At 29.8% G+C, this 22,513-nt stretch carries 19 protein-coding genes; 4 read left to right on the forward strand and 15 right to left on the reverse strand.

Annotation, left to right across the window (positions count from 1 at the left end):
- Positions 1-45: 45 nt before the first annotated feature.
- The 5 genes from trxA to BWR22_RS04505 all read right to left on the reverse strand — a co-directional run bounded on the left by trxA (position 46) and on the right by BWR22_RS04505 (position 3,725).
- Entirely contained in the window at positions 46-342 is a 297-nt protein-coding gene (gene trxA / locus BWR22_RS04485) for a thioredoxin (RefSeq protein ID WP_121053031.1), read from the reverse strand.
- Positions 343-484: 142 nt separating this feature from the next.
- Positions 485-913: an organic hydroperoxide resistance protein gene (locus tag BWR22_RS04490; RefSeq protein ID WP_076732227.1), complete on the reverse strand. Its 429-nt coding sequence runs from the start codon at positions 911-913 to the stop codon at positions 485-487.
- Positions 914-1,014: 101 nt separating this feature from the next.
- A complete protein-coding gene (locus tag BWR22_RS04495; RefSeq protein WP_076732228.1) occupies positions 1,015-2,010 on the reverse strand; it encodes a type I phosphomannose isomerase catalytic subunit in 996 nt (331 codons plus the stop codon).
- A 10-nt stretch (positions 2,011-2,020) separates the two neighbouring features.
- Entirely contained in the window at positions 2,021-2,515 is a 495-nt protein-coding gene (locus BWR22_RS04500; protein WP_076732229.1) for a glycosyltransferase, read from the reverse strand.
- A gap of 25 nt (positions 2,516-2,540) precedes the next feature.
- Entirely contained in the window at positions 2,541-3,725 is a 1,185-nt protein-coding gene (locus BWR22_RS04505) for a response regulator (protein ID WP_076732230.1), read from the reverse strand.
- Between the two features lie 181 nt (positions 3,726-3,906).
- On the opposite strand from BWR22_RS04505, the gene BWR22_RS04510 reads away from it, so the two are divergent.
- From BWR22_RS04510 to BWR22_RS04520, 3 genes are read left to right on the forward strand one after another with little or no spacing between them, the layout of a single operon-like run.
- Positions 3,907-6,996, forward strand: coding sequence for a hypothetical protein (locus BWR22_RS04510; RefSeq protein ID WP_076732231.1), 3,090 nt, complete (start codon positions 3,907-3,909; stop codon positions 6,994-6,996).
- Entirely contained in the window at positions 6,996-8,213 is a 1,218-nt protein-coding gene (locus BWR22_RS04515) for a hypothetical protein (protein ID WP_076732232.1), read from the forward strand. Before BWR22_RS04510 ends, BWR22_RS04515 begins: the two co-directional genes overlap by 1 nt.
- Positions 8,207-9,721: a glycoside hydrolase family 2 TIM barrel-domain containing protein gene (locus BWR22_RS04520; protein WP_076732233.1), complete on the forward strand. Its 1,515-nt coding sequence runs from the start codon at positions 8,207-8,209 to the stop codon at positions 9,719-9,721. Before BWR22_RS04515 ends, BWR22_RS04520 begins: the two co-directional genes overlap by 7 nt.
- Positions 9,722-9,755: 34 nt before the next feature.
- On the opposite strand, the gene BWR22_RS04525 is transcribed toward BWR22_RS04520, so the two are convergent.
- The 4 genes from BWR22_RS04525 to BWR22_RS04540 form a co-directional block, all read right to left on the reverse strand.
- Positions 9,756-10,979 (reverse strand): glycosyltransferase, encoded by a 1,224-nt coding sequence (locus BWR22_RS04525; RefSeq protein ID WP_076732234.1) that lies wholly within the window; start codon positions 10,977-10,979, stop codon positions 9,756-9,758.
- A 245-nt stretch (positions 10,980-11,224) separates the two neighbouring features.
- Complete coding sequence (locus BWR22_RS04530; RefSeq protein WP_076732235.1) at positions 11,225-12,469, reverse strand: oligosaccharide flippase family protein; 1,245 nt, start codon at positions 12,467-12,469, stop codon at positions 11,225-11,227.
- Positions 12,470-12,496: 27 nt separating this feature from the next.
- Entirely contained in the window at positions 12,497-12,775 is a 279-nt protein-coding gene (locus tag BWR22_RS04535) for an STAS domain-containing protein (RefSeq protein WP_076732236.1), read from the reverse strand.
- Positions 12,776-12,809: 34 nt separating this feature from the next.
- Positions 12,810-13,088 carry an STAS domain-containing protein gene (locus tag BWR22_RS04540; RefSeq protein WP_076732237.1) on the reverse strand — a complete coding sequence of 93 codons (279 nt, stop codon included), beginning with the start codon at positions 13,086-13,088 and terminating at the stop codon, positions 12,810-12,812.
- Positions 13,089-13,241: 153 nt separating this feature from the next.
- Here BWR22_RS04540 and BWR22_RS04545 point away from each other — a divergent pair, with 153 nt between their 5' ends.
- On the forward strand, positions 13,242-15,302 hold the full coding sequence (locus BWR22_RS04545) for a tetratricopeptide repeat protein (protein ID WP_076732238.1): 2,061 nt from the start codon (positions 13,242-13,244) through the stop codon (positions 15,300-15,302).
- A 422-nt stretch (positions 15,303-15,724) separates the two neighbouring features.
- Here the strand turns inward: BWR22_RS04545 and BWR22_RS04550 are convergent, their stop codons facing one another.
- From BWR22_RS04550 to BWR22_RS04575, 6 genes are all read right to left on the reverse strand, one after another.
- Positions 15,725-18,334 (reverse strand): DUF6923 family protein, encoded by a 2,610-nt coding sequence (locus BWR22_RS04550; RefSeq protein ID WP_076732239.1) that lies wholly within the window; start codon positions 18,332-18,334, stop codon positions 15,725-15,727.
- Positions 18,335-18,457: 123 nt separating this feature from the next.
- A complete protein-coding gene (locus BWR22_RS04555; protein WP_076732240.1) occupies positions 18,458-18,949 on the reverse strand; it encodes a CAP domain-containing protein in 492 nt (163 codons plus the stop codon).
- Between the two features lie 338 nt (positions 18,950-19,287).
- Entirely contained in the window at positions 19,288-20,001 is a 714-nt protein-coding gene (locus tag BWR22_RS04560; protein ID WP_076732241.1) for a LytR/AlgR family response regulator transcription factor, read from the reverse strand.
- A gap of 9 nt (positions 20,002-20,010) precedes the next feature.
- Entirely contained in the window at positions 20,011-20,328 is a 318-nt protein-coding gene (locus BWR22_RS04565) for an Hpt domain-containing protein (RefSeq protein ID WP_076732242.1), read from the reverse strand.
- Positions 20,315-21,379, reverse strand: coding sequence for a sensor histidine kinase (locus BWR22_RS04570; protein ID WP_076732243.1), 1,065 nt, complete (start codon positions 21,377-21,379; stop codon positions 20,315-20,317). The genes BWR22_RS04565 and BWR22_RS04570 overlap by 14 nt, the downstream gene beginning before the upstream one ends.
- On the reverse strand, positions 21,379-22,512 hold the full coding sequence (locus BWR22_RS04575; protein WP_076732244.1) for an FIST signal transduction protein: 1,134 nt from the start codon (positions 22,510-22,512) through the stop codon (positions 21,379-21,381). Before BWR22_RS04575 ends, BWR22_RS04570 begins: the two co-directional genes overlap by 1 nt.
- Position 22,513: the final 1 nt, after the last annotated feature.

Genomic DNA, 22,513 nt, shown 5'->3' on the forward strand with positions numbered 1-22,513 from the left:
GAAGTAGAAAATAAAGATTATGTAACTTATATTACAAAAAATGAGTTAAACTGAAGTTTTTATAATATTTATTATTTCGTTTTTTTGAAGTACTCCAGATTGCCTCCAAACTTGTTTTCCATTTTTAAACAAAATCATTGTTGGTACACCTCTTACTTGATATTTTGAGGCTAAATTTTGATTTTTATCAACATCAATTTTAATAATAGAAACATTGTCTCCTAAATTATCTTTTACTTGTTTTAAAATTGGCGCTAATGTTTTGCACGGTCCACACCATGTAGCAAAAAAATCAACTAAAACAGGTTTCTCTTGATTTATTATTTCTGAAAATTTACTCATCATTTATTTTTTTTGTAGTTTAAAATAAGACTTTATTTATAAGCTATACTTTAAGTAAATGTAAAATGTAAAACAAATAGTTTGTATAAATTTAAAAAGCTTTCCTACAGGAAAGCTTTTTAAAAGTCAATAATTATAATAATTATTCGTCTAATAATAAATTTAATGTCACAGTAATATTATCACGTGTTGCTTTACTAAACGGGCATACCTCATGCGCTTTTTCAACTAAATCTTCTCCAGTTTTTAAATCTACACCAGGAATATAACAGTCTAAAGTTGCTTCAAGGCAAAAGCCTTCGTCATCTTTACAAAATCCTATAATTGCAGTAACGCTTAAAGCTTCTTTGTCTATCTCAATTTTTTCTGCTTCGGCAACAGCTTGAATAGCACCTCCAAAACATGCTGCATAAGCTGCTCCAAAAAATTGTTCTGGATTAGCACCATTGCCACCATCGCCTCCCATAGATTTTGGTACAGATAAATTAAAGTCTAATGGTCCGTCTTCAGATTTTATATGTCCTGTTCTACCTCCTGTAGCTATTGTAGTTGCTTCGTATAAAGTTTTCATTGTATATATTTTTATGGTTAAAGTATTAAAGATACTCTCTAAGAAAAATATAATGAAATCTACGGTCTTAAATTTCTCATAAATTTAAATTTATAAGAGTGTTAGGCTGTTTTTTTAGCTTCATTTTTATTAGAAATATAAACTTCTAATAGTTTTGCATTATCCGAAATAATATTTATTTCTTTAGTTATTGCAGGTAATAAAACGGTTTCACCAATTTTAATAGTTTCTGTATATAGTCCTATATTTATTTTAGCTTCTCCTTCTACACACATTAAAATTATAAAAGAATCTAAATTTGTATAATCTTTAGTTTGTTTTTTAGTGACGTCTAAAATATTTGTAGTAAAGTAGTCGCAGTTAACAAGATTGCTGCTTGTGTTTGGTTTTAAATTGTATTTTGCTTTACCGTTTGATTTAAAATGTTTTGTGGCTTGTTCTGCAAGTTTGGTATGTAATTCTCGTTTGTTACCTAAACCGTCTGTTCTGTCCCAATCGTAAACACGATATGTAATATCTGATGTTTGTTGTATTTCTGCAGCTAAAACACCAGCTCCTATAGCATGAACTTTTCCTGCTGGAATAAAATAACTATCTCCTTTTTTTACTTGTTCTCTATTAAATACGTTATCTACGTTATCGGCGTTTATGTGGTTTAGTAGTTCTGGGTTTGTGGTTTTGTCTTTTAATCCTAATACAATATCTGCATTATCATCACTATCCATTATATACCACATTTCGGTCTTACCAAAACTATTATGGTGTGTTTTTGCCATTGCATTATCAGGATGGACTTGTACAGAAAGATCTTTTTTAGCATCTAAAAATTTTATTAATAGAGGGAAGTTATATCCAAAAGTAGTAAAGTTGTTTGCGCCTAAAAGTTCAGCCTCATATGTTTCAATTAAAGACTTTAAGTTAGTTCCTTTGTAAGCACCGTTGCTAACTTCAGAAATATTTCCGTTAACGTCTGATATTTCCCAACTTTCACCAACATTGTTTTTTGTTGTATTCTTTCCTAATAATTTTCCTAGTTTATTTCCTCCCCAAATTTTTTCTTTTAATATTGGATTGAATTTTATTGGATATACTTTCATGATTTTTGATTTAAAACTTGGTTAAATATTGTCGGTTAACAAACTGATTGTTGACTTTTAATTTTTTTAGATATTCAATAACCGAGAATAAGCTATGAAATAAAGAAAGTCTTATGTTTTGTTTTTTTGTAACTTCAATATTGTAATTGTTAATTAGTTCTTGATTCTCTTTAATTGCTTTTATTAAACTGTTTAGCCCTTTATAATTAGTTTTAAGTAAGTTAGTGGATATATAGCCTAAAGAATTTAGATTAAAATTGTTAGACATAAATCTAGCGCCAGCTTTTACTGCAGAAATATCAGATTTAAACTTTTTAATATTAACAACAGATACATTATTGCATTCTTCACTTATTTGTTTTAAATGGTTGTAAGTGTTGTCTTTACTATTATTGTTTACTAGACACAATTCTAAATTTTTTGTTTGTTTTATTTCATTTATAAAAAATGAAATATCTATTTCTTTTTCATTATTATGAAAGATTATAATTATGCCTGTTTTCACAATTTGGGATTTAAATTATTTGTAATTAGACTACTTTTAACTGTGTGTGAACAGTTTCTTTTTTGCTTTCTTTTTTTCCTCCATAAACCCACGCAATTTGTCCTAATTGAAATACGATTTTTACAGAGTCTTTCATAGATAGTTTAGAGCCATCTGCATGAATCCATCTTTTTAATGGTTGCTCGCAAAGCATTGCTTTTGCTTCTTTTAGTCCAAAGTGGATACTCATTCTTTTAAAGATTTCAACATCAAAAATCCATTGCGTTACAAACTTTTTACCAAAAGCAATTTCTATAACATCTTTATGGAAAATTTTAGCTCCACATTGTGTGTCTTTAAAATCCATTTTTAAGATTTTTCTAATGATGAAATTTATAGTCATACTAATAACCTTTCTAGCAGACTCTTTAGTAATATTTGCTCCCATTCTTGAGATACGAGACCCACTTACAATTTTAAAATTTGAAGTTTCAATAGTCTTTACTAAATCGTCAAAATCTGCCAAGTCTGTAGATAAATCTGCATCTAAAAAGCCTATGTAGTCTAAATCTTCTTTTTTAGCCATATGTAACATTCCTAAACGTACAGCTTCTGCTTTTCCTCCATTTTTTTCACAGTCGTAAACTGTAATAAAATCTTCTCTTCCTTTTTGTAATTGTTTTAAAACTTCTAAGGTTTTATCTTTACTACCATCATTAACAAAACATAGATGGTAACCAGAATTTTTATCGATATAGCTTAAAAATTCTTCGCTTAATAAACGTTCTTCTTCATTATAACATGGGATTACAACACCAACACAACGCTCTTGAATCATTACATTACTATTTGTTACTTCGCTTTGAACTTCTGGAGCACCAATTAAGCGTTTTACACGTGCACTAATCTCGTTTAAGCTTAGTGGCTTTTTCATGTAATCGTTAATTCCTAATTCAAAGCCTTCAGTAATAGTTTCATCTTTTGTATCTCCAGATAAAACCATTATTGGAGTTTGAGCATTTTTAGTTACTCTTATATGTTTAACAACTTCTAAACCAGAAATTCCAGGCATATTAATATCTACAATTACTAAATCTGGATTAAAAGATTCGTATAATTCTAATCCTTTAGTTGCATCTGTTTCTATTTTTACTTCATAACCTAATTCGGCTAATCTCTTTTGTAAAGGAAGTAATACTAATTGTTGGTCGTCTATTGCTAAAACTTTCATAATAATTGTGTTTAATTGTTTTTTGATACTACAAATTTACAGGAGATATCTTCCTTAAAATTCTTATTTCGTTTAACCTATATTTAAGTGTCGACGAATGGTAGATTGTTGTAGATAATTAAAAATTGAGTGAGTATTTAATTTATTTATCTTTACCACAATGTTATAGCTTAGGCTTTAAATGAAAGAAACCTCAAACAAATACTTAATCGCAGCCATACTTTTGGCGTTGGTCTTTCATGGTAGTTCCATATTTTTTACTTTGGAAACTACTTATGATGCGTTAATACATTTGTTTTTCGCAGACCATTATGCCAATAGCTGGTTCGAACCTTGGAATTACGAGTGGTATACTGGCTTTACTGTACAAAGTTATCCGCCTTTAGTACATCAATCTATTGGGTTGTTATCTATGATTGGTGGTTTAAAGTTTGGGATGTTTAGTGTTGCTTTAATTGCAATAGTGCTGTTTGTAACTGGTACCTATCGTTTTTCATTAATGATGACTGCCAACAAAACCGTTGCTGGTTATGCGTGTGTTTTGGCTGTATTTAGCTCGTCGTTTGTAGAAACGCTTCATATTTTTGGGCAATTACCAAGTATTGTTGGAGTTTCGGTGTTAATGCATGCCTTACCAGAAATTTATTTATGGTTAAAAACAGGTAAAAAATGGTACTTGGCAACCAGTTTATCTTTAATAGCCGTTACGGTTACTTCACATCATGTGACACCTATTTTTGGAATGGTATTTTTTATATTCCCTTTAATTGGTATGGTGATTATGGACGTTTCGCGTGAGCAAGTAAACACCATGAAAGAAGTCACCTTCAAATTATTTTTAAATAGTTTTTTCAAGCTTTTTAAGCGTATTGTAAGCTTTGGAATGCTGTCTTTGGTATTAATTATAGGCTGTATTTTTCCGTATTGGTTAAACTCTAAAGCCAACCCAATAACACAAGTTCCTATTCCTCATGGCTCTCGTGATAATTTTCTTGAAATTACATCTTCAGGTTTGGTATTCTTTTTAATTCCTTGGGGAATTTTACTCGTATTATTACCTTATATATTTTACAGATATTACAGTAAACGTTACTTGTTTTTTGGTTTATCAGTTACAATTTGTACCATTTTAGGAACAGGAGGTACCACACCAATCCCTTTAAAAATGTTAGGCGAAACTGCATTTAACATTTTAACCTTAGATAGATTTACACTTTGGGCTTCCATATTATCTATTCCGTTAATGGGAGAATTTGCCTATCGTTTTGTAGAAGGTGATTTAAAAGAACTCATCCAGTCTAAATTTGGTGCTGTTTACCACAGAATCATAGGTGGAATCCTTGCTGGATTAATGGTGTTTATGGTCGTGTTTACTATGAGTCTTAATTATTTTAGACCATCGCAACCACAAAAAATAAAGATGTTGCCAATTGTGAATTTCTTAAATCAAGATGATCACGATAAATGGCGCTTTTTAACCTTAGGTTTTGGCGACCAAATGGCTTGGTTAAGTGCACAAACTAATGCCATGACTGTTGATGGAAACTACCATTCTGCAAGACGATTACCAGAATTAACCACAAGACCAATTGAGCGTTTAGAAAACTCGAAATTTAAAGGTGTTGCTGGTATTGGATCTTTACAACAATTTTTAACCACTCCAGAAAAATACAATCTTAAATATATATTTTCTAACGATAAATTTTACGACCCAATTCTCTATTTCTGTGGTTGGCAACGACTACGACAACTGGAAAACGGAATCATGGTTTGGGAACGATTAAACATTCCGCCAGTTTCTGCTATTTTACCTAAAGAAGACGTTGCTAAATGGTTGAAAATACATTGGGGAATTATGCCTTTTTTAACCGTTTTAGTTGCCTTTATATTAAACATACAAATGCTTTGGGTAAACATGTTAAAAACCCGATTTAAACCTATACCAGATTTTTTAAAGTTCCCTATTACGTATAATAAGTTTAATAGAAACGTATTGAGAATTACACATATTTGGTCCCTAATTTTAGCCATTTTTGTGTTTTATGGCATCTATTTATTTTACTTGAAAAACGACTCGCAACGCAGTCCAGAAAATGCCATTATTGCCTATTATGATGCTTTAGATTTTAAAGAGTTTGAAAAAGCGCATAGCTTAATAGATCCAAATAGTAATATTCCTATTGCGCAATACATGTTAGAGATTTCGGTTACAGATGGTTTGTTAAGTAGTTATGCAAAAATGGATGCTATTGAAACCGAAATCACCAAATTTAACGACAGTACAGTATCGGCAAAAGTAACTACGCAGTGGATTACACCTTTGGAGAAAATTGAAAAAATTGATTATAAATCATTATCTAAACGCAAAGGAAAATGGTATTTACAAGCAGACGATTTAAATAACGATTTACCTCCTGATCAATTATATTCAGACAATGCAACTAAGTATTTTAACCAAGGACGACGACGTATAACAACTGAAGCAACTCACCATGAAGATATTTTAAAACAGCCTGTTTTAGAAGTGGTTTCGGCTAAATTGGTACAGTACGATGGTAGCTATACCATAATTGGTGAAGTACAAAATATAGATAATGTACCTGCAGATATTATTTTAAAAGGAACACTTTATAACGACGCTAATAAACAACTAGCAACCTACAATGCAAAGTATCATGTCAAGCATAAATTAATGCCTAAAGAATCGAGTAGTTTTAGGATTAATTTTGAAGGTATTGCTTGGTCCAGAACGCAAGATTCTATTCCAGATACGTTTAATCCTGATGAATTTACACCAGTTGAATTTGAAGAACAACCAACCAAATTCAATTTGCAAGCAGCAGGAAATGTTTCAGGATCAGATTTGTATAAAAACGTAGTGTTGAGTGCTGTTCATATTGAAAACGAAACCATAAACGGAAACTTATTTAATAGTGGTATTCAAGAAATAACCATACCTCAACTATTAATCACTTATTACGACGAGAATAAAAACATGGTTTGGGTGGATCATTTATTTGTAAAAGAAGGTGTGAGACAACAGCGTAAACAAGATTTTGAATATCAAATTTTAAAAGATGGTAACGTTAAAATCATTAATGATAGTATGAAAAATATATTTGTAAATGGTTTGCCTAATGACGATATCTCTAATAAAATAGTGCCAAACAGAATAGAAAACCATAGCGATGCACAATTACAAAAAATTGAGCATCCAGATTTTAGTTATATAAAAATAGAAATTAACACATATATAGGAAGCCCAAATTAATGCAACTTAAACATAGATACATATTTGTTTTTGGTTTGATTTTATTATCATCGTTTGCTGTTGTGCAACACAATGAAACAACTAATCATATTGCATTAATAACAACACAAACCAATTATGAAGTTGGCAATACTGTTGTTTTAAAATTTACAGCTTCGGAAGGAGAAATACCGTTATTGTATTGTTCAAACAGTTATGGTTCAACTTTGGTTTCAGGTGAAATAAAAAATGATATCCTTCAATATAAAATCCCAGAAAACATCACTCGCAAAATTGGAATTGTTAATTGGAAATTGGTTGATGAAGCCAATGCCATTTCAGGTCAATTTAGCATCAACCCAAAAGCAGAAGTAGCTACTATGGAAACTTATATTGGTCCGCCAAGTATTGAAGCTGGAGGAACAGATTACACCATGTTGGTTGTAATTCCTACGGATTCTTTAGATAATCCTGTACCAACAAATACGTTGGTAAATGCAAAGTTTCAGTTTTTAAATTCTGAAGAAAAAGAAGCTGTTTTCACCAAAAACTTAATTGCATACAGAAATATAAATTCTAAAAAAGAAAGTGGTCGTATGTTAGTGTCTTCGGAAAGTTTAGGTGTTAATTCAAAAGAGTTTACCATAAATGTAGCAGCAGCAATTCCAACAGATTTTACAATTTCTGCAAAACGTCCTCATGAGTATTCCGATGGAAATCAAATTACTACATTTTCAACTTCAATAATAAAAGACAAGCAGAATAATGTAGTTAGCGATGGTACTTTTGTTACCTTTTATATAACAAACAGCAAGGGAAATATTTTAAAAACCACAGGAACAACTATTGAAGGTATTGCACATGCAAAAATAATTCATCCAGATTATGCAGATTCCTGGAGCATTAAAGCTTTTGTAGATGGTATGGCAGAAAGCAATAGCATTGCTTTAAGCTACAAACAAGTGATTAAGGATTTTGATGTTGTATTTTCTAATAATAACAGAAGCATTACAGTTGGTCCATTACAAAGTTTTATGAAGCAAATGATTCCTGATGGATTGCATGTAAAACTCAATATTTACAAGGATAATGAGTTAATTGACACTATTATAAAAACATCGTTTAATGGTTATGTAAACTATAATTTAAAACCTGCTATTTATAAAAATGACGACTACAGTTTTAGTGTTGAAACTGCTGGATTGAAAAAAGAAATTAAAACAACAAAACTATGGTAAGTACTAACAAAAACATACTACGTACCATATTAATAGCTTCGTATATTATGATTGTAGCCTTAATTATTTCTGGTATTAGTGCGCTTTTTAGCTACCTAAATACTGGAGCAGATAGAAGTACAATGCTACATACCGAAATACAAAAAGTAGAACAGTATTTACCCAAAATGATTTGGCAACCTTTACAAAATGAAGGACGACCAATGGATAACGAAAATCTAAACGCCTTACAAAATAATTATTTAGATGCTTGGTATGTAAAACAAATTGCTTACAAAACCAATAAAACTGCGGGAATAAAAGACTATTACACAGATAGGGCTAGAGAAAATTTATACAATTTTATTGAATTAAATAAAGCCGAAAATATTACAGTTGAAGCCACAACATTAAAGCACAATCCAACTTTAGAATTTTTTAGTGAAGATGGTCAACTTGCTGTAGTTACCGATAGAAATGTTGTGGAATACAAACGTGTTTTTAAAGCAGAACAATTAGTACTGGAAACAACAGAAACCTCAACTTACAAAATGGTGTTTTTGTTAGAAGATGGGTTTTGGCGCATTAGACATTTGGTAAAAGAAAGTAGCAAACCTTTTGAAGCAAAAGCAGTTAAAATTGAAACTGACAGCTTAAATATTAAAGGGATTAATTACTATCCACAAGCCAATCCTTGGAATATGTTTGGAGATGCATTTTCAACAGATACCATAGCAAAAGATTTTAAAATTATTAAAGATGCTGGATTAAATTCGGTGCGACTTTTTGTACAATATGAAGACTTTGGAAAAGCAAATGTGAACCCAAAAAAGCTCGAAAAATTAATAAAAACGCTAGATATAGCTGAAGCTGAAAATTTAAAAGTGGTGTTAACGCTTTTCGATTTTTTTGGTGATTATTCGGTTATGAATTGGACTTTAAACCAACGACACGCAGAAGCTATAGTAGAAGCAGTTAAAGACCACAACGCATTAGTGGCTTGGGACATTAAAAACGAACCTAATTTAGATTTTGAATCCAGAGGAAAAGAAACCGTTATTGCTTGGTTAGAAAATATGATAGATTTAGTTAAAGAACTTGACAATAAACATCCTGTAACTATTGGTTGGTCTAACACACAAAGTGCATCCATTTTAAAAGATAAAGTAGATATTGTGTCGTTTCATTATTACGAAGATTTAAGCAAATTAGATGAAACTATAAAAACCATTAAAAAAGATATTCCAAATAAGCCTTTAGTACTACAAGAATTTGGGTTGTCGTCTTACTCTGGTTTTTGGAAACCATTTGGAAGCTCGAAAGAAGATCAAGCTAATTACCACAAAAAAATCCAAGAAATAATTACAGCTAATAATTTGCAATTTATGTCTTGGACTTTATATGATTTTGTTGAGGTTCCTAAGGACGTTGTAGGTAGTCGTCCTTGGAGAAGAAACACTCAAAAACACTTTGGCTTTATTGATAAAAATGGAGCAAAAAAGGCATCGTTTAAATATATTACTAACTAATTGTTTGGGACAAAAAAGCTATCGTTTAATTTTATTATTCTACTGTTGTAGGTTGTAATATAACAGTTTGTGTAGATGATTTTTTAGCAATAATTTTATTAAAATTATTAAGATACATATTTGCTATTTTCTCCATTGGATAAGCTGTTGCAGCTTCGTAGTTTGCTTTTCCTAATGCAACTCTATGTGCTTCGTTGGTTACAATTGCTTCAATTGCTGTTGCTAAACTATCTACCGATGTTGGCTCAAAAAATTCACCTTTATAACCTTCATCTTTAACTAATAACGCAAGGTCTCCTAAATCTGGCATTACTACTGCTTTACCATAACTTCCGGCTTGGTGTAAAACTCCAGAGCTTCCAGTTGTAGACGTATAAGGAAACACAACTACTGCACTTTCTTTAAATAAGGTTGGTACTTCGTGCTCTTCTACGTAGCCTGTAAAACGTACTTGTGGTACATGCTTATATTGTTCTTGAACTTTTGCTAAATAACCTGGTACGTTTGGATTATCTGTTCCTGCAATAACCACTTCAAGGTCTAAACCAGTTGTTGCTCTTACTTTTTCTACAGCCTCAATCATGCCTTCTACTTTTTTATAAGTACCAAACTTACCAAAAGTCATTACTTGTAATGGTCCTTGTGGAATGCTGTATTCTGGTTTTTCATCCGAAATTTCAAAAGTTCCATGAGGAATTAATGTTACATTTTTAGCTTTGTATTTTTTCTCTAAAATATCAACATATTTTTGCATGGTTACTGCAACTGTATCTGCTTGTAAAATTAGCTTAGTTAAGTTAGTTCCTATAAAACCATATAGTTTTTGCATTAATTTATTACTTGTAAATCCAGCAGATCCTAAATCTACTTCTTCAAGTATATTATGTAATAATACAATATTTGGTATTTTTTTTAATTTACATACTAGTGGTAACATTAAGCCTAAAGCAGCTGCTATTTTTTTGTCTCCAAATTTCATGAATTGTAAATTAAATAATACTGAATCTGGTTGAGTGTTATTAATAGCCTTAGTTACATTTATAATGTTTGTATAGCTATTAAATTCCCAACACTCCTTAACTGTTATCTTGCAACCAGCTTCGGTAAAAGTGATGTCTTTTGCTCCTTCAGTTTTATCTGTAAGTAAAACTATTTCAGTAACGCTTTCTTTTTGTCTAAAATGCTTTACTAAATGATAAGCATATTCGTTTAATGTTACTTTACTTGGTGGATATGCTGTTACGATTGCTAGTTTCATAATATATAATTTTTAAGTGTTTTTTAATAGATGGTTTCTTAATTACACTACAAATTTGCGTTATAAAACCCAGTAAAATGCTTGAATTTAGACGGTTTGCCGGTTACTGTAGACGAATGGAATAAAGCTGTAGATTTACCATTTATCGAAAGATCAAAGCGTATTACAAAACAGAAAAAGCTGCAGTATAAAACCACAGCCTTTTGATATATTCTAGACTAATAAAATAAATATGTTATTGCGTTTCATTCTTTAGATTTAGAATCTAAAACGAAGAATATGATTTGAATAACTAATAATAAAAACATTGCTATTATTTGCATGTGTACTACTTGCTCTAAACTATCGTGAAAAAAGACTACTAATCCCATTTGAAGCATACCAAATATTCCAGAAATTACTACCGGAATATATCTATCTAAAGACAAGTAGTAGTAGGCAAAGATGTTAGAAATTGCAAACAAACCAGTTGCCAATGCATATTTCCATAATAAAGGCGCCATTGCTAAATAACTATCTCCAAACAATAGTGTTATTGCAGTTTCTGGAAACAAAGCACAACTTATTACTATTGCAGAGGCAATTGCTGCTATATAACCAACATATTTAAATAATATTGGAGCAGTTGCTTTACCTTCTTTTTTAAGCTGAACAACTGTTGGCAATAACAACATAACAAACATCCAAGCTATAAAGTAAACTATACGACCAATTAAGGCTAGTGATGCATATAATCCTGCATCATAAGAATCGAAGTAATGTTTTACTAATAAGATGTCACTGTTATTGATAATAATTTGTGTTAGTTCGTAAAACGCTGTAATTATAAAAAAGCTTTTTACTTGTTTAAAGTGACTTTTATCTATAGCAAAGGTTTTTTTAAAGTTTAAGTTTTTAAATTTAAAAGGCACTAAACCAAAAGCAAAAGAGGTTAAAATTCCAACTGCAATTACTACAGACGATTGTATGTTAAATAAGAAGATTAAACCTAAAGTTATGATTAATCTGCTCAACATTTCTGCTTGATAGGTAATTGATAAAGACTTAAATTCTTTTTTTCCTTGAAACACACCACGATTTACACTCATTAAAAAGTAAAGTGGTACTCCAATTCCAAAAATGGTAAACATACTAGATGATGATGTGTTGAAGATTACCTGTAATTGAGTTGCAAACACGATTATTAACGCTCCAAAACCAAGACCTACAATTGTTGCATGTTTATAAATTTTAGTTATAAAATTTGAGAAAGTTTCGTTTTCAAAAACCACAGAAAATTTTGCAGTTACCAATTGAAACGTCATTGCAACAAACGATAATACTAATAAAAAAGTTATTAATACTGCTGCATCTGCAAATTGTGCCGGACCTAAAACACGACCTAAAATAAGATTGTATAAATAGTTGCCTCCATTTACTGCTAATACGCTTAGCATAAATAATTGTTCTGGAGATAATGTTTTTGTTCTTATAATAGATAAGGCTTGCATGGTGTTTTGTGTTTAGTTGTTATTAAATTAAGCTATGTTGCAAAATTGATAATCTTCGTAAATCTCTTCACTTCTAAAACCAGTAACAAAGAAAGGATTGTTATTTAAAGCTTCGTTTTTATACATTTCTTTTAATGTGTATAATGCAGAAGCATCAATTTCTTTAACGTTATCAAAATCTACTGTTAGACATCTAAAAGGATTTTGAAGTAGGCCAAAATGTATTTTAAAATTTTTTACAGTATTAGCATTTAGTGTGCCTTCTAAAATAATTGTGTTTTCCTGTTGTATTATTGTAAGTGCCATAATATTTGTTTTTAAGTATTAGTTTAAATTTGGGTTATGCTATATTCATGCTTAATAATTCTTCATAGATATCTTTACAACCAATCCCAACAATAGAGAATGGTTTATTCCAAATCTTAGAGTTTATGTAAATAGATTTAATAGCCTCAACTCCATAAGTGTCTATTTCTGTTACTTTGTTTATATCTATTGTTAAATCTTTTATACAATTAAGTGTCATGTTAAAATGAGTTTTAAAATTACTTGCTGTACTTGCATTTATTTTCCCTTCTAATGTAAAAGTGTTGTTGTTTCTTAATATTGTAAGTTCCATAATTGTAATTTTTAAACTGTTTTTGTTTTATTTCTGATACAAAGATGCAACTGAAACCTTTCAAAGTTTATTGAATTTCGATGAGTCGACAATTGGTGTAGATGAATGAATGGATTTGATTGCTTAACTTGCAAATGATTTAATAAACAGATCATGAAACTCAAATTTATATTCCTACTCACTTTTTTATTAAGCGCATCTATATGTTTAGCTCAAAACATGCAAGAAGGATTTACTTATCTGGAAACAGGCGAGTATGTTAAGGCAGAAGCATTTTTTGAAAACGTTTTAAAAGACTATCCAGAAAATAAAACAGCACGCTTGTGTTATGGTCGAGCTATTGGCTTAAATGGAAAACCAGAAGCAGCAAATACTTTGTTTACAAATCTATTAGCCGATTACCCAAATGATTTTGAAGTAAAATTAAATTATGGAGAATCTTTATTGTGGAATAGTAATTTTCAAAAGGCTAAAATTTATTTTAAAGGTTTAACCGAAGAGGATCCTAATAGCTTTCCTGCTCTTTTAAGCTATGCCAATACTTTATCTAATTTAAAAGAATACGAAGAAGCTTTAAAATATGTCGATAAAGCTTTAGCTGTTTTACCAGGAAACCCAAATGCATTAACCTCTAAAAAGTATATATTTTTAGGATATGCTTACCAAAAACAACAAGCACAAAAATATGATGAAGCTGAAGCATTATTAAAGCAGAATCTTATACTTTTTAATAACGATAAAGACACTTTATTAAACTTAGCAAACTTGTATTTAATTGCAAATAGACTGGACGATGCAAAAGCAACATACAATATTTTAGAAACAAATCCAGAAAATAAAATTACTGCATTAAATGGTTTAGCATTAGTATCTCATTTAAAAGGAAAAGAAAAAGACGCTTTAAAAATTAGCCAACAAGCTTTTGATCATTTATCGCAAGTAACAGACACCACACTTGTAAAACCAACAGAAGAGCGTTATATACAAGCCTTAATTTGGAATAAAAAGTATAAAACAGCAGAAAATTTAATATCTAATTTAAATACAGTTTATCCAAATAAAAATTGGGTTTTGGCTTTGCGTGCCACACTAAATATTTATAAAAGTGACTTTAAAAAAAGTGTAACAGATTACAATCAAATTTTGGTCAATGACAGTACTTCTTTTGATGGGAATCTTGGAAAAGCAAACGCATTAAAAGCCTTAGGTAAATACGATGCAGCTTACAATTCTGCAAAAAATACACTTAAATTTTACAACAATCAAAAAGATGCTACAAACTTTATTAATAATTTAAATAATACGTTTACGCCTTTTTACGAAGGGAAAGCATCTTATTCGTTTGATAATGGTGATAATGAGGCATTTGCAGTTAATAATAATTTAGAGTTTCCGTTTTCTACAAAATTCAAAGCTTTAGCAAGTTATAATTATAGAAGTACTAGCAATCCTGTAACGAATAATGATGCTACATCAAACGATTTTAGTTTAGGTTTATCTTACCAATTATTACCAAATGTAACATTTAAAGGTACTGCAGGAATAACTTCTGCAAAAGCAACAACAAACGACTATACACAACTATTAACAGATGTATCTTTAAATGTGAAAGCATTTAAATTACAAGATTTAACTGTTGGTTACAAACGTGAATTACAAAGTTTTAATGCAGAATTATTAGACAGAGAAATTGTGCAAAATAATTTTTATGCAAACTATAATTTAAATACAAATTTTAACCTAGGTTGGTTTACACAATATTTTTATACTAACCAAAGTGATGATAATGTTAGAAATCTACTATTTACTTCGTTGTATTATAATATTTTACCTAAACCATCTCTTAAAGCAGGTGTAAATTATCAATATATAACCTTTAAAAACCAAGTGCCAACTATTTATTTTTCTCCTGAAACTTTTAATGCTGCAGAATTATTTGCAAATATTATTAAAGATGAGGTTGTAACAAAGCCTAAAGAATGGTTTTATGAGCTAACAGCAGCAACAGGATTACAATATATTGAAGATGATAGTAGTCAAAGCACATATCGTTTTCAAGGTAAATTAGGTTATAGGTTTAATGATCGATGCTTAGCAAATGTATTTGCTACACGAAGTAATATTGCCTCTGCAACTGCTGCAGGATTTACTTACAACGAAATTGGTGTTCGGTTTAAATGGTTATTATTTAATAAACCTGTGTTTAGGAAGTAAGTTATAATACCATTAACTTATTATGATATAAAAAAATAAATAGTATTTGTGTTTTATCCGCTAATGCTTTTAAAAATATTTAACTTCTTTATATGTTGTAGTAAGGTAAATTTATAATTAATATAGTTTCTAATTCCTATATAAAAAAAGCTAAAGCTATTTGTTTTAAATTTTGGGTGTAGGTAATTGCTCAACATATTAATCTTAGCTTGTGTAAGCTATTCTTTTTACTTTTATTAAGTACATACTATTAAAACTATTGAAATAACAAAAAAAATAAAAGTGTTACTTAGTAGAAATAAAATTTTGATTTAATAAATAAAAAAAGGCAAGAGAATTAACTCTTGCCTTTGGTAGAAACTATATACTTGCTATACCATTAAACCCAGTTTCTACGCTATCAAAAAACAATTTATTAGTTGTTACTTAACTAGTAACTTCAAGGGATTATAGTGTGTTTGTTTACTTGTTAATCTACATATATATAAACCAGAACTTAAGTTTTGTTTGCTAATTTCTATTTGGTTCTTACCAGTTTTAGCATTTATATTTTTTTGGTAAACTATAGCTCCTAATTGGTTGTATATTGTTAATTGTACCGTTTCATTATTATTAATTGTAAAATTTAAATTCGTTCTGCTTAGCATTGGGTTTGGATAAGCTGCAAAAGCATTTGTATTAGTTTCTGTTTCAAACGAGTTTACAGATAATGTATCTTGATTGCTAAAACGAACATCTTGTAATTGCATTTCTTTACTTGTTACTGTGCCATCTTCACTTGCCATAGTAAATACTATTGTTACGATATCGTTAGCATTTAAAGGAGCGTTTAGAGACGATGAAAAATCTGAAAAGTTTAAAACAAACTCTTGAAAATTATCTGTTAGTGCAATTGTAGTTTTGTGTTGTTCTTCCCAATTAGTAATGCTTTGTTTTACTAAAGTAATTTCTAAGTTTCCAGTGCCTTTTGCACTTAGTGTAAGATTGTTAAAATTAGTTAGGTCTACGGCTTTAAAACGCGGTGTTAGTGCTCTATATGCTGCAAAATATGTACTTGTAGTTGCATTAAGTATTACATTTCTTTCTATTGGAAAATCTTCGTTAGAAAATGTGTTTGTATTTGCCTCAATTATATAGTTGTTTACAGTTGTACTTGATTGAGAATCATCAACTCCCCAAGGACCATCAGACATAAATAAATCGTCTGGTGTGTTTATTCCATCGCCAATTCTAAAGCCTACATCAAATAAATGTCCAGTTGGTACTGTTATATCTGTAATATAATTTTCGTTTAAATTTATATTAGATGAAGCGTAATTAAATTCACTAGTTTCGGTAACTCTATAACCAGAATCGAAAGTTACATTTTGAGTTGAATTTGTATTAATAATTTGCAAATCTAAAGCGCCATTGTTATACTGTCCTTTTCTTACAAAAACTGTTGGAGGAGGAGATAGGTTATATGTTGAAAGAGGTTTTTCGGTATTTAATAAATTTAAAACTCCTTGTGCTAATATGTATAAATCGTCTATAGAGTCTGACCAGATTTGAAAATTATAAAAAGTTACATTTTGTTCATATAAATCTAAATTCCAATGACTTTCTATTGCAAAATTTGAATCATTATTTTCTACTTTAGCCGAAAGACTAAGTACATATTCAAAAGAACCATCAGCATTTTTAATAATAGATTTAATGAAAGCTTGATTGTTAATATCTATTGTTGAAACAGAAATTAATTCTGCTCCTAATAATCTATCGCAAATGTATTTTGTGTGTTCGTATACTCCATTTTCTGTTTTTAGAGCTAAAATTGAAGCAATTGAAGCGTCGTTTTCCATATAATCTACAGAATAAACTTCTGTTGCATTTGTAATATTTAACAAATCTTGTGGTGTAGAGTCTATTGCATAATCTTCGTTTATAACCGTTAATGGAATAAAGTCTTGTAATTGAAATCCTGTAAACATTGTTTTATTAGCAGTGTTACTAGTATCTCTAGTTACTCGTTTTGCTGTTTTTTGGTTAAATTTATAACTGTTTTTTGCTCTTTTAAAGTTACGCTTGTTTATTGCTTCAGATAATCTTCCGTTACTTTCTAATCCACCATCATTGGCTGTTGTAGGAGGCGCTATTACTGCACAAGTGCCAAATCCAGAACAAGAAGGATCCTCGCAATCAATTAATCCATCTCCATCGTCATCAATTCCATTATCACAAATTTCCTGTAGTACTGGAGCTGTAGGGCATCGTGCTCCATCGTTACTTGCACTTGAAGGTCCAAAAGCAAATAAATTAGAGTCCATAATTGAAGTAGCGGTTAAGTCTTGAACATTTTGAATAACATATATTGTTCCTGTCTGGTTTGCAGATACATAAAAACGACCGTCTGCATCAAAATAAACAGCTCCATAAGTATAATTTAACCCAGCTAGTATTGGCACTACACCAATGGTTTCAACAATACTTGTTGTAGGATTAATTCTGTATAAAATATTAGTGCTTTTTTCTACTGCATATAAATTACCATCTACTGCATTAAAAGCCCAATCGTGAATGTTTATGTTTTGAGATAATGTTTCTGTAGCAAGATATTGAGTATAGGTATTTGAGCTAGGATTTAAATCTACTTTGTAATATGTAGTTCCTCCAGATTTAAAATAATATATACCGTTAGTATTAATATCACCAACATATTTATTTCCTGTTGATAATTCTGGAATTGTAAAAGTTGTTGTTTGAAAGTTTTTACCAATTCTAACAATAGTTTTAGACGGTGAACTTAAATATCCCCAAACAAAACCATCTGCAGGATTATAAGCAGCAGCATTAATATTGCCAGTAGTAATATCTGAAGCAGCAAGATACGAATTGCCAGAGGCCAAATCTATTGCGTATACATCGTTATACTGAAACAAATAAGCGCTATAATCGCAGTTAAATGGAATATTTTGAGCCTGAATTGTAGTACTTAATAATAATACTATAAGTATTAAAAGTTGATTTTTTAAGTTGCGTAATGTTGTTGTCATGGTGTTTTTATTTGTTAAATACAAGACAAATTTACTTTAGAAATTGGCCTTAAAATGTGTTTTTCGATTGATGCTATTTTAGTGTAGACGAATGGTAATTATCTGTAGATTAATAATTTTAACTTACAGTTTTACAAAAATGTTTGTATAATAATTTTTGCCATTTTTATCTTGCTTAGTAGCTATTCCAATTTCTGTAAACAACGGATTTACTATGTTATTTCTATGTCCTTCACTATTAATCCATGCGTTTACAAGTGACTGTGCATTCGTGTAGCCGTATGCAACATTTTCTGAAACATCTTTAGCATTAACAGCAGTTTGTAAATTTTGAGATCTTAAATAAAAAAAGTCATGACTTGGTTCTCCTTGATTAGCCATATACAAGCTGTGATTATTTGCTTCTTTAGAGGCTACATTTAATATATTTAAAGGATTTAGACCTTGAGACAACCTATAATCATTTAATAATTGAACAATTTCAATATCTAGAGTAGAATATTCAATTTCAATATTTTCTATACTATAATTTTCTGTATTTATATTTTCTTCTTCTGTAGAACAGGATGTTAGAAATGCACTTAATAAAGCTGTTATTATAATTAATTTTTTCATCGTGATTGGTTTAATTTGATGTCAAAACTAATTTGAAAGGTTGTTTAATTATTTATTTTTCGATAAGCTGAGTTTTAAGTGTAGCTGAATGGTAAAAATTATATGATTAAATAGAATGAATTATTATAAAATATTACAGTTATTGAAAGTGAAAAAGGATAGATATAGACATAAAAAAAAAGACAGAAAATTAAATTTCTGTCTTTTTTTTGCTATTAATCAAACATCCCTAAATGATTATAGTACAAAGATAATTTGAATGCTAGCAATAATATTATTGTAATGCCTTTGAAACTTTTTTTCTGCTGAAATACATAAAAAAACGTTTAAATGCTTATTTATAGTAGATTTAATCGTTTCATTAGTTCTGGTCTGTTAGATCTGCTTACAGGAATAACATCTTTTTTAATTAATACACTGTTATCTTCTATATCAATTATTTTTTGAACATTAATGATATAGGACCTGTGTATTTTTAAAAATAAACTGTCTGGTAACTTTTCTGCTATTTTCTTTAACGTAGAATGTACAGTATAGTTTTTGTCTTCGGTTTTTACTTGTATGTAATCTCCTTTGGCCTCTACTAAATAAATGCTTGGTATATCTATTTTAATTAATCTTCTATCAATATTTACATACAGATCGTTACCAGAAATCGTTTCAACTTTTTCTGAGTTTTTATTTTTTTGAGCAGGTTTAGTTTGTTTAGTTTCAGCTTTGCCTATAGCTTTGTTAAAACGTTCTTGTGTTATTGGTTTTACTAAGTAATCTACAATACAATCGTACTCAAAGGCTTGTATTGCAAAATTTGGGTCCGATGTTGTTAAGATAATTTTAGGTGGATTTTTTAAGGTTTCAATAAAATCAAAACCTGTAAAATCTGGCATATGAATATCTAAGAATATTAAATCTACTTCATTTTGATTTAAATACTTAATGGCTTGCATAGCATTTGGGAATTCTTCTAAAACATTAAGACTTGGAACGTTCGAGCATAATTGAGAAATTATTATTCTAGCAGTAGCTTCATCGTCAATAACAATACAATTCATATAGTTTATTTAAATTTCTTCTAGATATGTTGTTATGTTGTTTAAAATAGCATCAAACTCTTCTTTTAGGGTTGTAGAACCTTCAATTAAATTATTTTCGTATGCTACTGCAACATCATAACCTTTTTCGAGCCCTAAAATACTAATTTTATGTTTAAGTTTATGTACATTGTCTGCTGCGAGTTTAAAATTTTTGGCATTAAAATTTTTAAAATAAATTTCTTTTTCTTCAGGAAATTCTTTTTTTATTACGTCTATTAATTTTTGTTTAAAAGCGCTGTCTCCTCCAGATAAACTGTTGATGTAAGATTGGTTAGGTTTTTCCATTTGGGATTTTTTTTAGAGTGAAATAAAAGGTAGTACCTATATTTATTTGAGATTCTAGCCATATTTTGCCACCATATAATTCTACAATTTTTTTAACTATAGATAGTCCTATTCCAGAAGAGTCTGGATTGTTTTCTAATTTTTCGAAGGTTTTAAATATTTTTTCAAAGTAAGTTTTTTCAATTCCTATTCCATTGTCTTTTATATTAAATTGCCAATACTCTTTTTTATCTTCTACACCAATATTTATTTTTCCTTCTTCCTTATCGTTGTATTTAATGGCATTGCATATTAGATTTTGAAACAATTGTTGTAGTCTATGTTTATCGCCTTTAATTGTTGGTAGGTTTTCTTTAGTAATTGTAATGTGATTAGGAATATTTATCGTGTTTAATATATTCTCTAATAGTTTGTTTAATTCTACATCGTAAATTTCTATTTGGTCTTTGCCTATAGTAGAGTATTCCAAGATACCACTAATTAGTGTATCCATTTTTTCTACATTGGTTCTAATAAGATCTAATGTTTTTTTTCCATTATCATCAAAAGTGTCTTTATAATCTTGAGTTAGCCATGTGGTTAAAGTGTCTATACTACGAAGTGGTGATTTTAAATCGTGAGATACCATGTGAGCATAATCACTAAGTTCTTGATTTTGATGAGCCAATTCGTTTAGTAGTTCTTGTTTTTGCTTATTCATCTCTACAATTTCTTTGGTCTTATCGTTAATAAAATCTACCAAATTAGAACCTGTTAATTCTGCATTTTTATTTTTTTTATCTTCTTTTAAATTGTAGAATTTTAGCGTATCGAGAACACTTTTTAATTTTTCAATAATCTCTTTTTGTTCTTTAGCCTCGTCTTGTAATTTTCTATTTGCCGCAAATAGTTCATCAGAGCTTATAGACATAGCTCTTTGAATCATTTTAGATTGTTCGTCAAAATTATTGTAAGACAAATCCACAGCATTAAGAAATGTTGTTAATTCTTCATTGTTTTTTAAATCTTCACTTAAAAATTTACGTATTTGTCTTTTTAATAGAGAGTTCATTATTCGCTAATTAGCGTTATAGTCATGGTTTGGTTATGTAATTGGCATGCTACTTCACCGTGAAATGGTGCTATTTCTCCATAAGAATAGAAACCACTAATGGCTGTATCTGTTCCAATTACTTCTATTACTTCTTCAATTTCTTCTTCTACTCTTTGGTCTAATACAAGTTTTCTACCTATGCAACTTACTAATAATGCTAATTCTGGTTTTTCTTTTCTGTATTCAATAGCTTGTGTTGCGGCACGTTCTGATGCGTTTGCAATATTGTCTACATTAGTCATCATTAACTGTACCTTAGAGTTTTCTTTTATATCTCCTGCTAAAATTACAGCGTTTTCTGCTTCATCTATATTTAAAATAGACCTAACAATAGATTGTTTTTCGTCTGCTGAGGTTACATTTAAAGGATATAATAATGCAGCTCCTGGTAAATCTTTAGCTTTTTCTCCTAAATAACTTTTGTATAGGTCTAATGCAGGTTTTCCATCTAACTCAAACAAGGTGTTTCCTTTAGATTTTGTAACTATACGCTCTGGTCCAAAAGGTGTCCACCCACCATGTATTGAAAAAGATATTTCTAATGTGTCTCCATAAAAACCAATGGCTACAAGTTCTCCTTCTTTTGGGTTTTCGTTGTAAGATGCTAATGTTTTTTCAAATCGGTCGTCGTCTCCACATAATCCGCCTGTAATAACTACATTGTCTTTTGTAGAGGCACTCATACCTTTAGTAAGTTGACTTCCATTTATAAAGCTACCTTCTGAAACAACTAAAACATATTTTAAACCATCCTGCGGAAGTTGGTTAATTAAATCGTTACCAGTTTTGTAACTGTCTAAATCTTTGTTTAATACGTTGCTTGTTTTAATTTTAAAAGTGCTTTTTTCAAATTCTATTGCAGTAACAGTTATACTTTCTTGGTTTACAGTATTTGAAGAAATTTCTGCACATGATGATGCAAAAACAATATGACCATCTGGAAAAAGTTGTTTAATTTCATTATAAATATCAGGACTTTCAAGCATGTATCTGTTTCCAAAAACTAAAACTAGTGGTGCTTTTAGTTCTTGTTTTTCTTTAACGTATTCCCAATCTTTATTTTTGTGTTTTACTAACTGTACTGTTTTCATT

Origin of the sequence: Lacinutrix venerupis, from assembly GCF_001971745.1 — a bacterium.
Taxonomy (GTDB): domain Bacteria; phylum Bacteroidota; class Bacteroidia; order Flavobacteriales; family Flavobacteriaceae; genus Lacinutrix; species Lacinutrix venerupis.

Excerpts from the sequence above, each read along its gene's own strand:
- trxA (WP_121053031.1), bottom strand. The coding sequence starts at position 342 with ATGAGTAAATTTTCAGAAATAATAAATCAAGAGAAACCTGTTTTAGTT.
- BWR22_RS04490 (WP_076732227.1), bottom strand. The coding sequence starts at position 913 with ATGAAAACTTTATACGAAGCAACTACAATAGCTACAGGAGGTAGAACA.
- BWR22_RS04495 (WP_076732228.1), bottom strand. The coding sequence starts at position 2,010 with ATGAAAGTATATCCAATAAAATTCAATCCAATATTAAAAGAAAAAATT.
- BWR22_RS04505 (WP_076732230.1), bottom strand. The coding sequence starts at position 3,725 with ATGAAAGTTTTAGCAATAGACGACCAACAATTAGTATTACTTCCTTTA.
- BWR22_RS04510 (WP_076732231.1), top strand. The coding sequence starts at position 3,907 with ATGAAAGAAACCTCAAACAAATACTTAATCGCAGCCATACTTTTGGCG.
- BWR22_RS04515 (WP_076732232.1), top strand. The coding sequence starts at position 6,996 with ATGCAACTTAAACATAGATACATATTTGTTTTTGGTTTGATTTTATTA.
- BWR22_RS04520 (WP_076732233.1), top strand. The coding sequence starts at position 8,207 with ATGGTAAGTACTAACAAAAACATACTACGTACCATATTAATAGCTTCG.
- BWR22_RS04525 (WP_076732234.1), bottom strand. The coding sequence starts at position 10,979 with ATGAAACTAGCAATCGTAACAGCATATCCACCAAGTAAAGTAACATTA.
- BWR22_RS04530 (WP_076732235.1), bottom strand. The coding sequence starts at position 12,469 with ATGCAAGCCTTATCTATTATAAGAACAAAAACATTATCTCCAGAACAA.
- BWR22_RS04535 (WP_076732236.1), bottom strand. The coding sequence starts at position 12,775 with ATGGCACTTACAATAATACAACAGGAAAACACAATTATTTTAGAAGGC.
- BWR22_RS04540 (WP_076732237.1), bottom strand. The coding sequence starts at position 13,088 with ATGGAACTTACAATATTAAGAAACAACAACACTTTTACATTAGAAGGG.
- BWR22_RS04545 (WP_076732238.1), top strand. The coding sequence starts at position 13,242 with ATGAAACTCAAATTTATATTCCTACTCACTTTTTTATTAAGCGCATCT.
- BWR22_RS04550 (WP_076732239.1), bottom strand. The coding sequence starts at position 18,334 with ATGACAACAACATTACGCAACTTAAAAAATCAACTTTTAATACTTATA.
- BWR22_RS04555 (WP_076732240.1), bottom strand. The coding sequence starts at position 18,949 with ATGAAAAAATTAATTATAATAACAGCTTTATTAAGTGCATTTCTAACA.
- BWR22_RS04560 (WP_076732241.1), bottom strand. The coding sequence starts at position 20,001 with ATGAATTGTATTGTTATTGACGATGAAGCTACTGCTAGAATAATAATT.
- BWR22_RS04565 (WP_076732242.1), bottom strand. The coding sequence starts at position 20,328 with ATGGAAAAACCTAACCAATCTTACATCAACAGTTTATCTGGAGGAGAC.
- BWR22_RS04570 (WP_076732243.1), bottom strand. The coding sequence starts at position 21,379 with ATGAACTCTCTATTAAAAAGACAAATACGTAAATTTTTAAGTGAAGAT.
- BWR22_RS04575 (WP_076732244.1), bottom strand. The coding sequence starts at position 22,512 with ATGAAAACAGTACAGTTAGTAAAACACAAAAATAAAGATTGGGAATAC.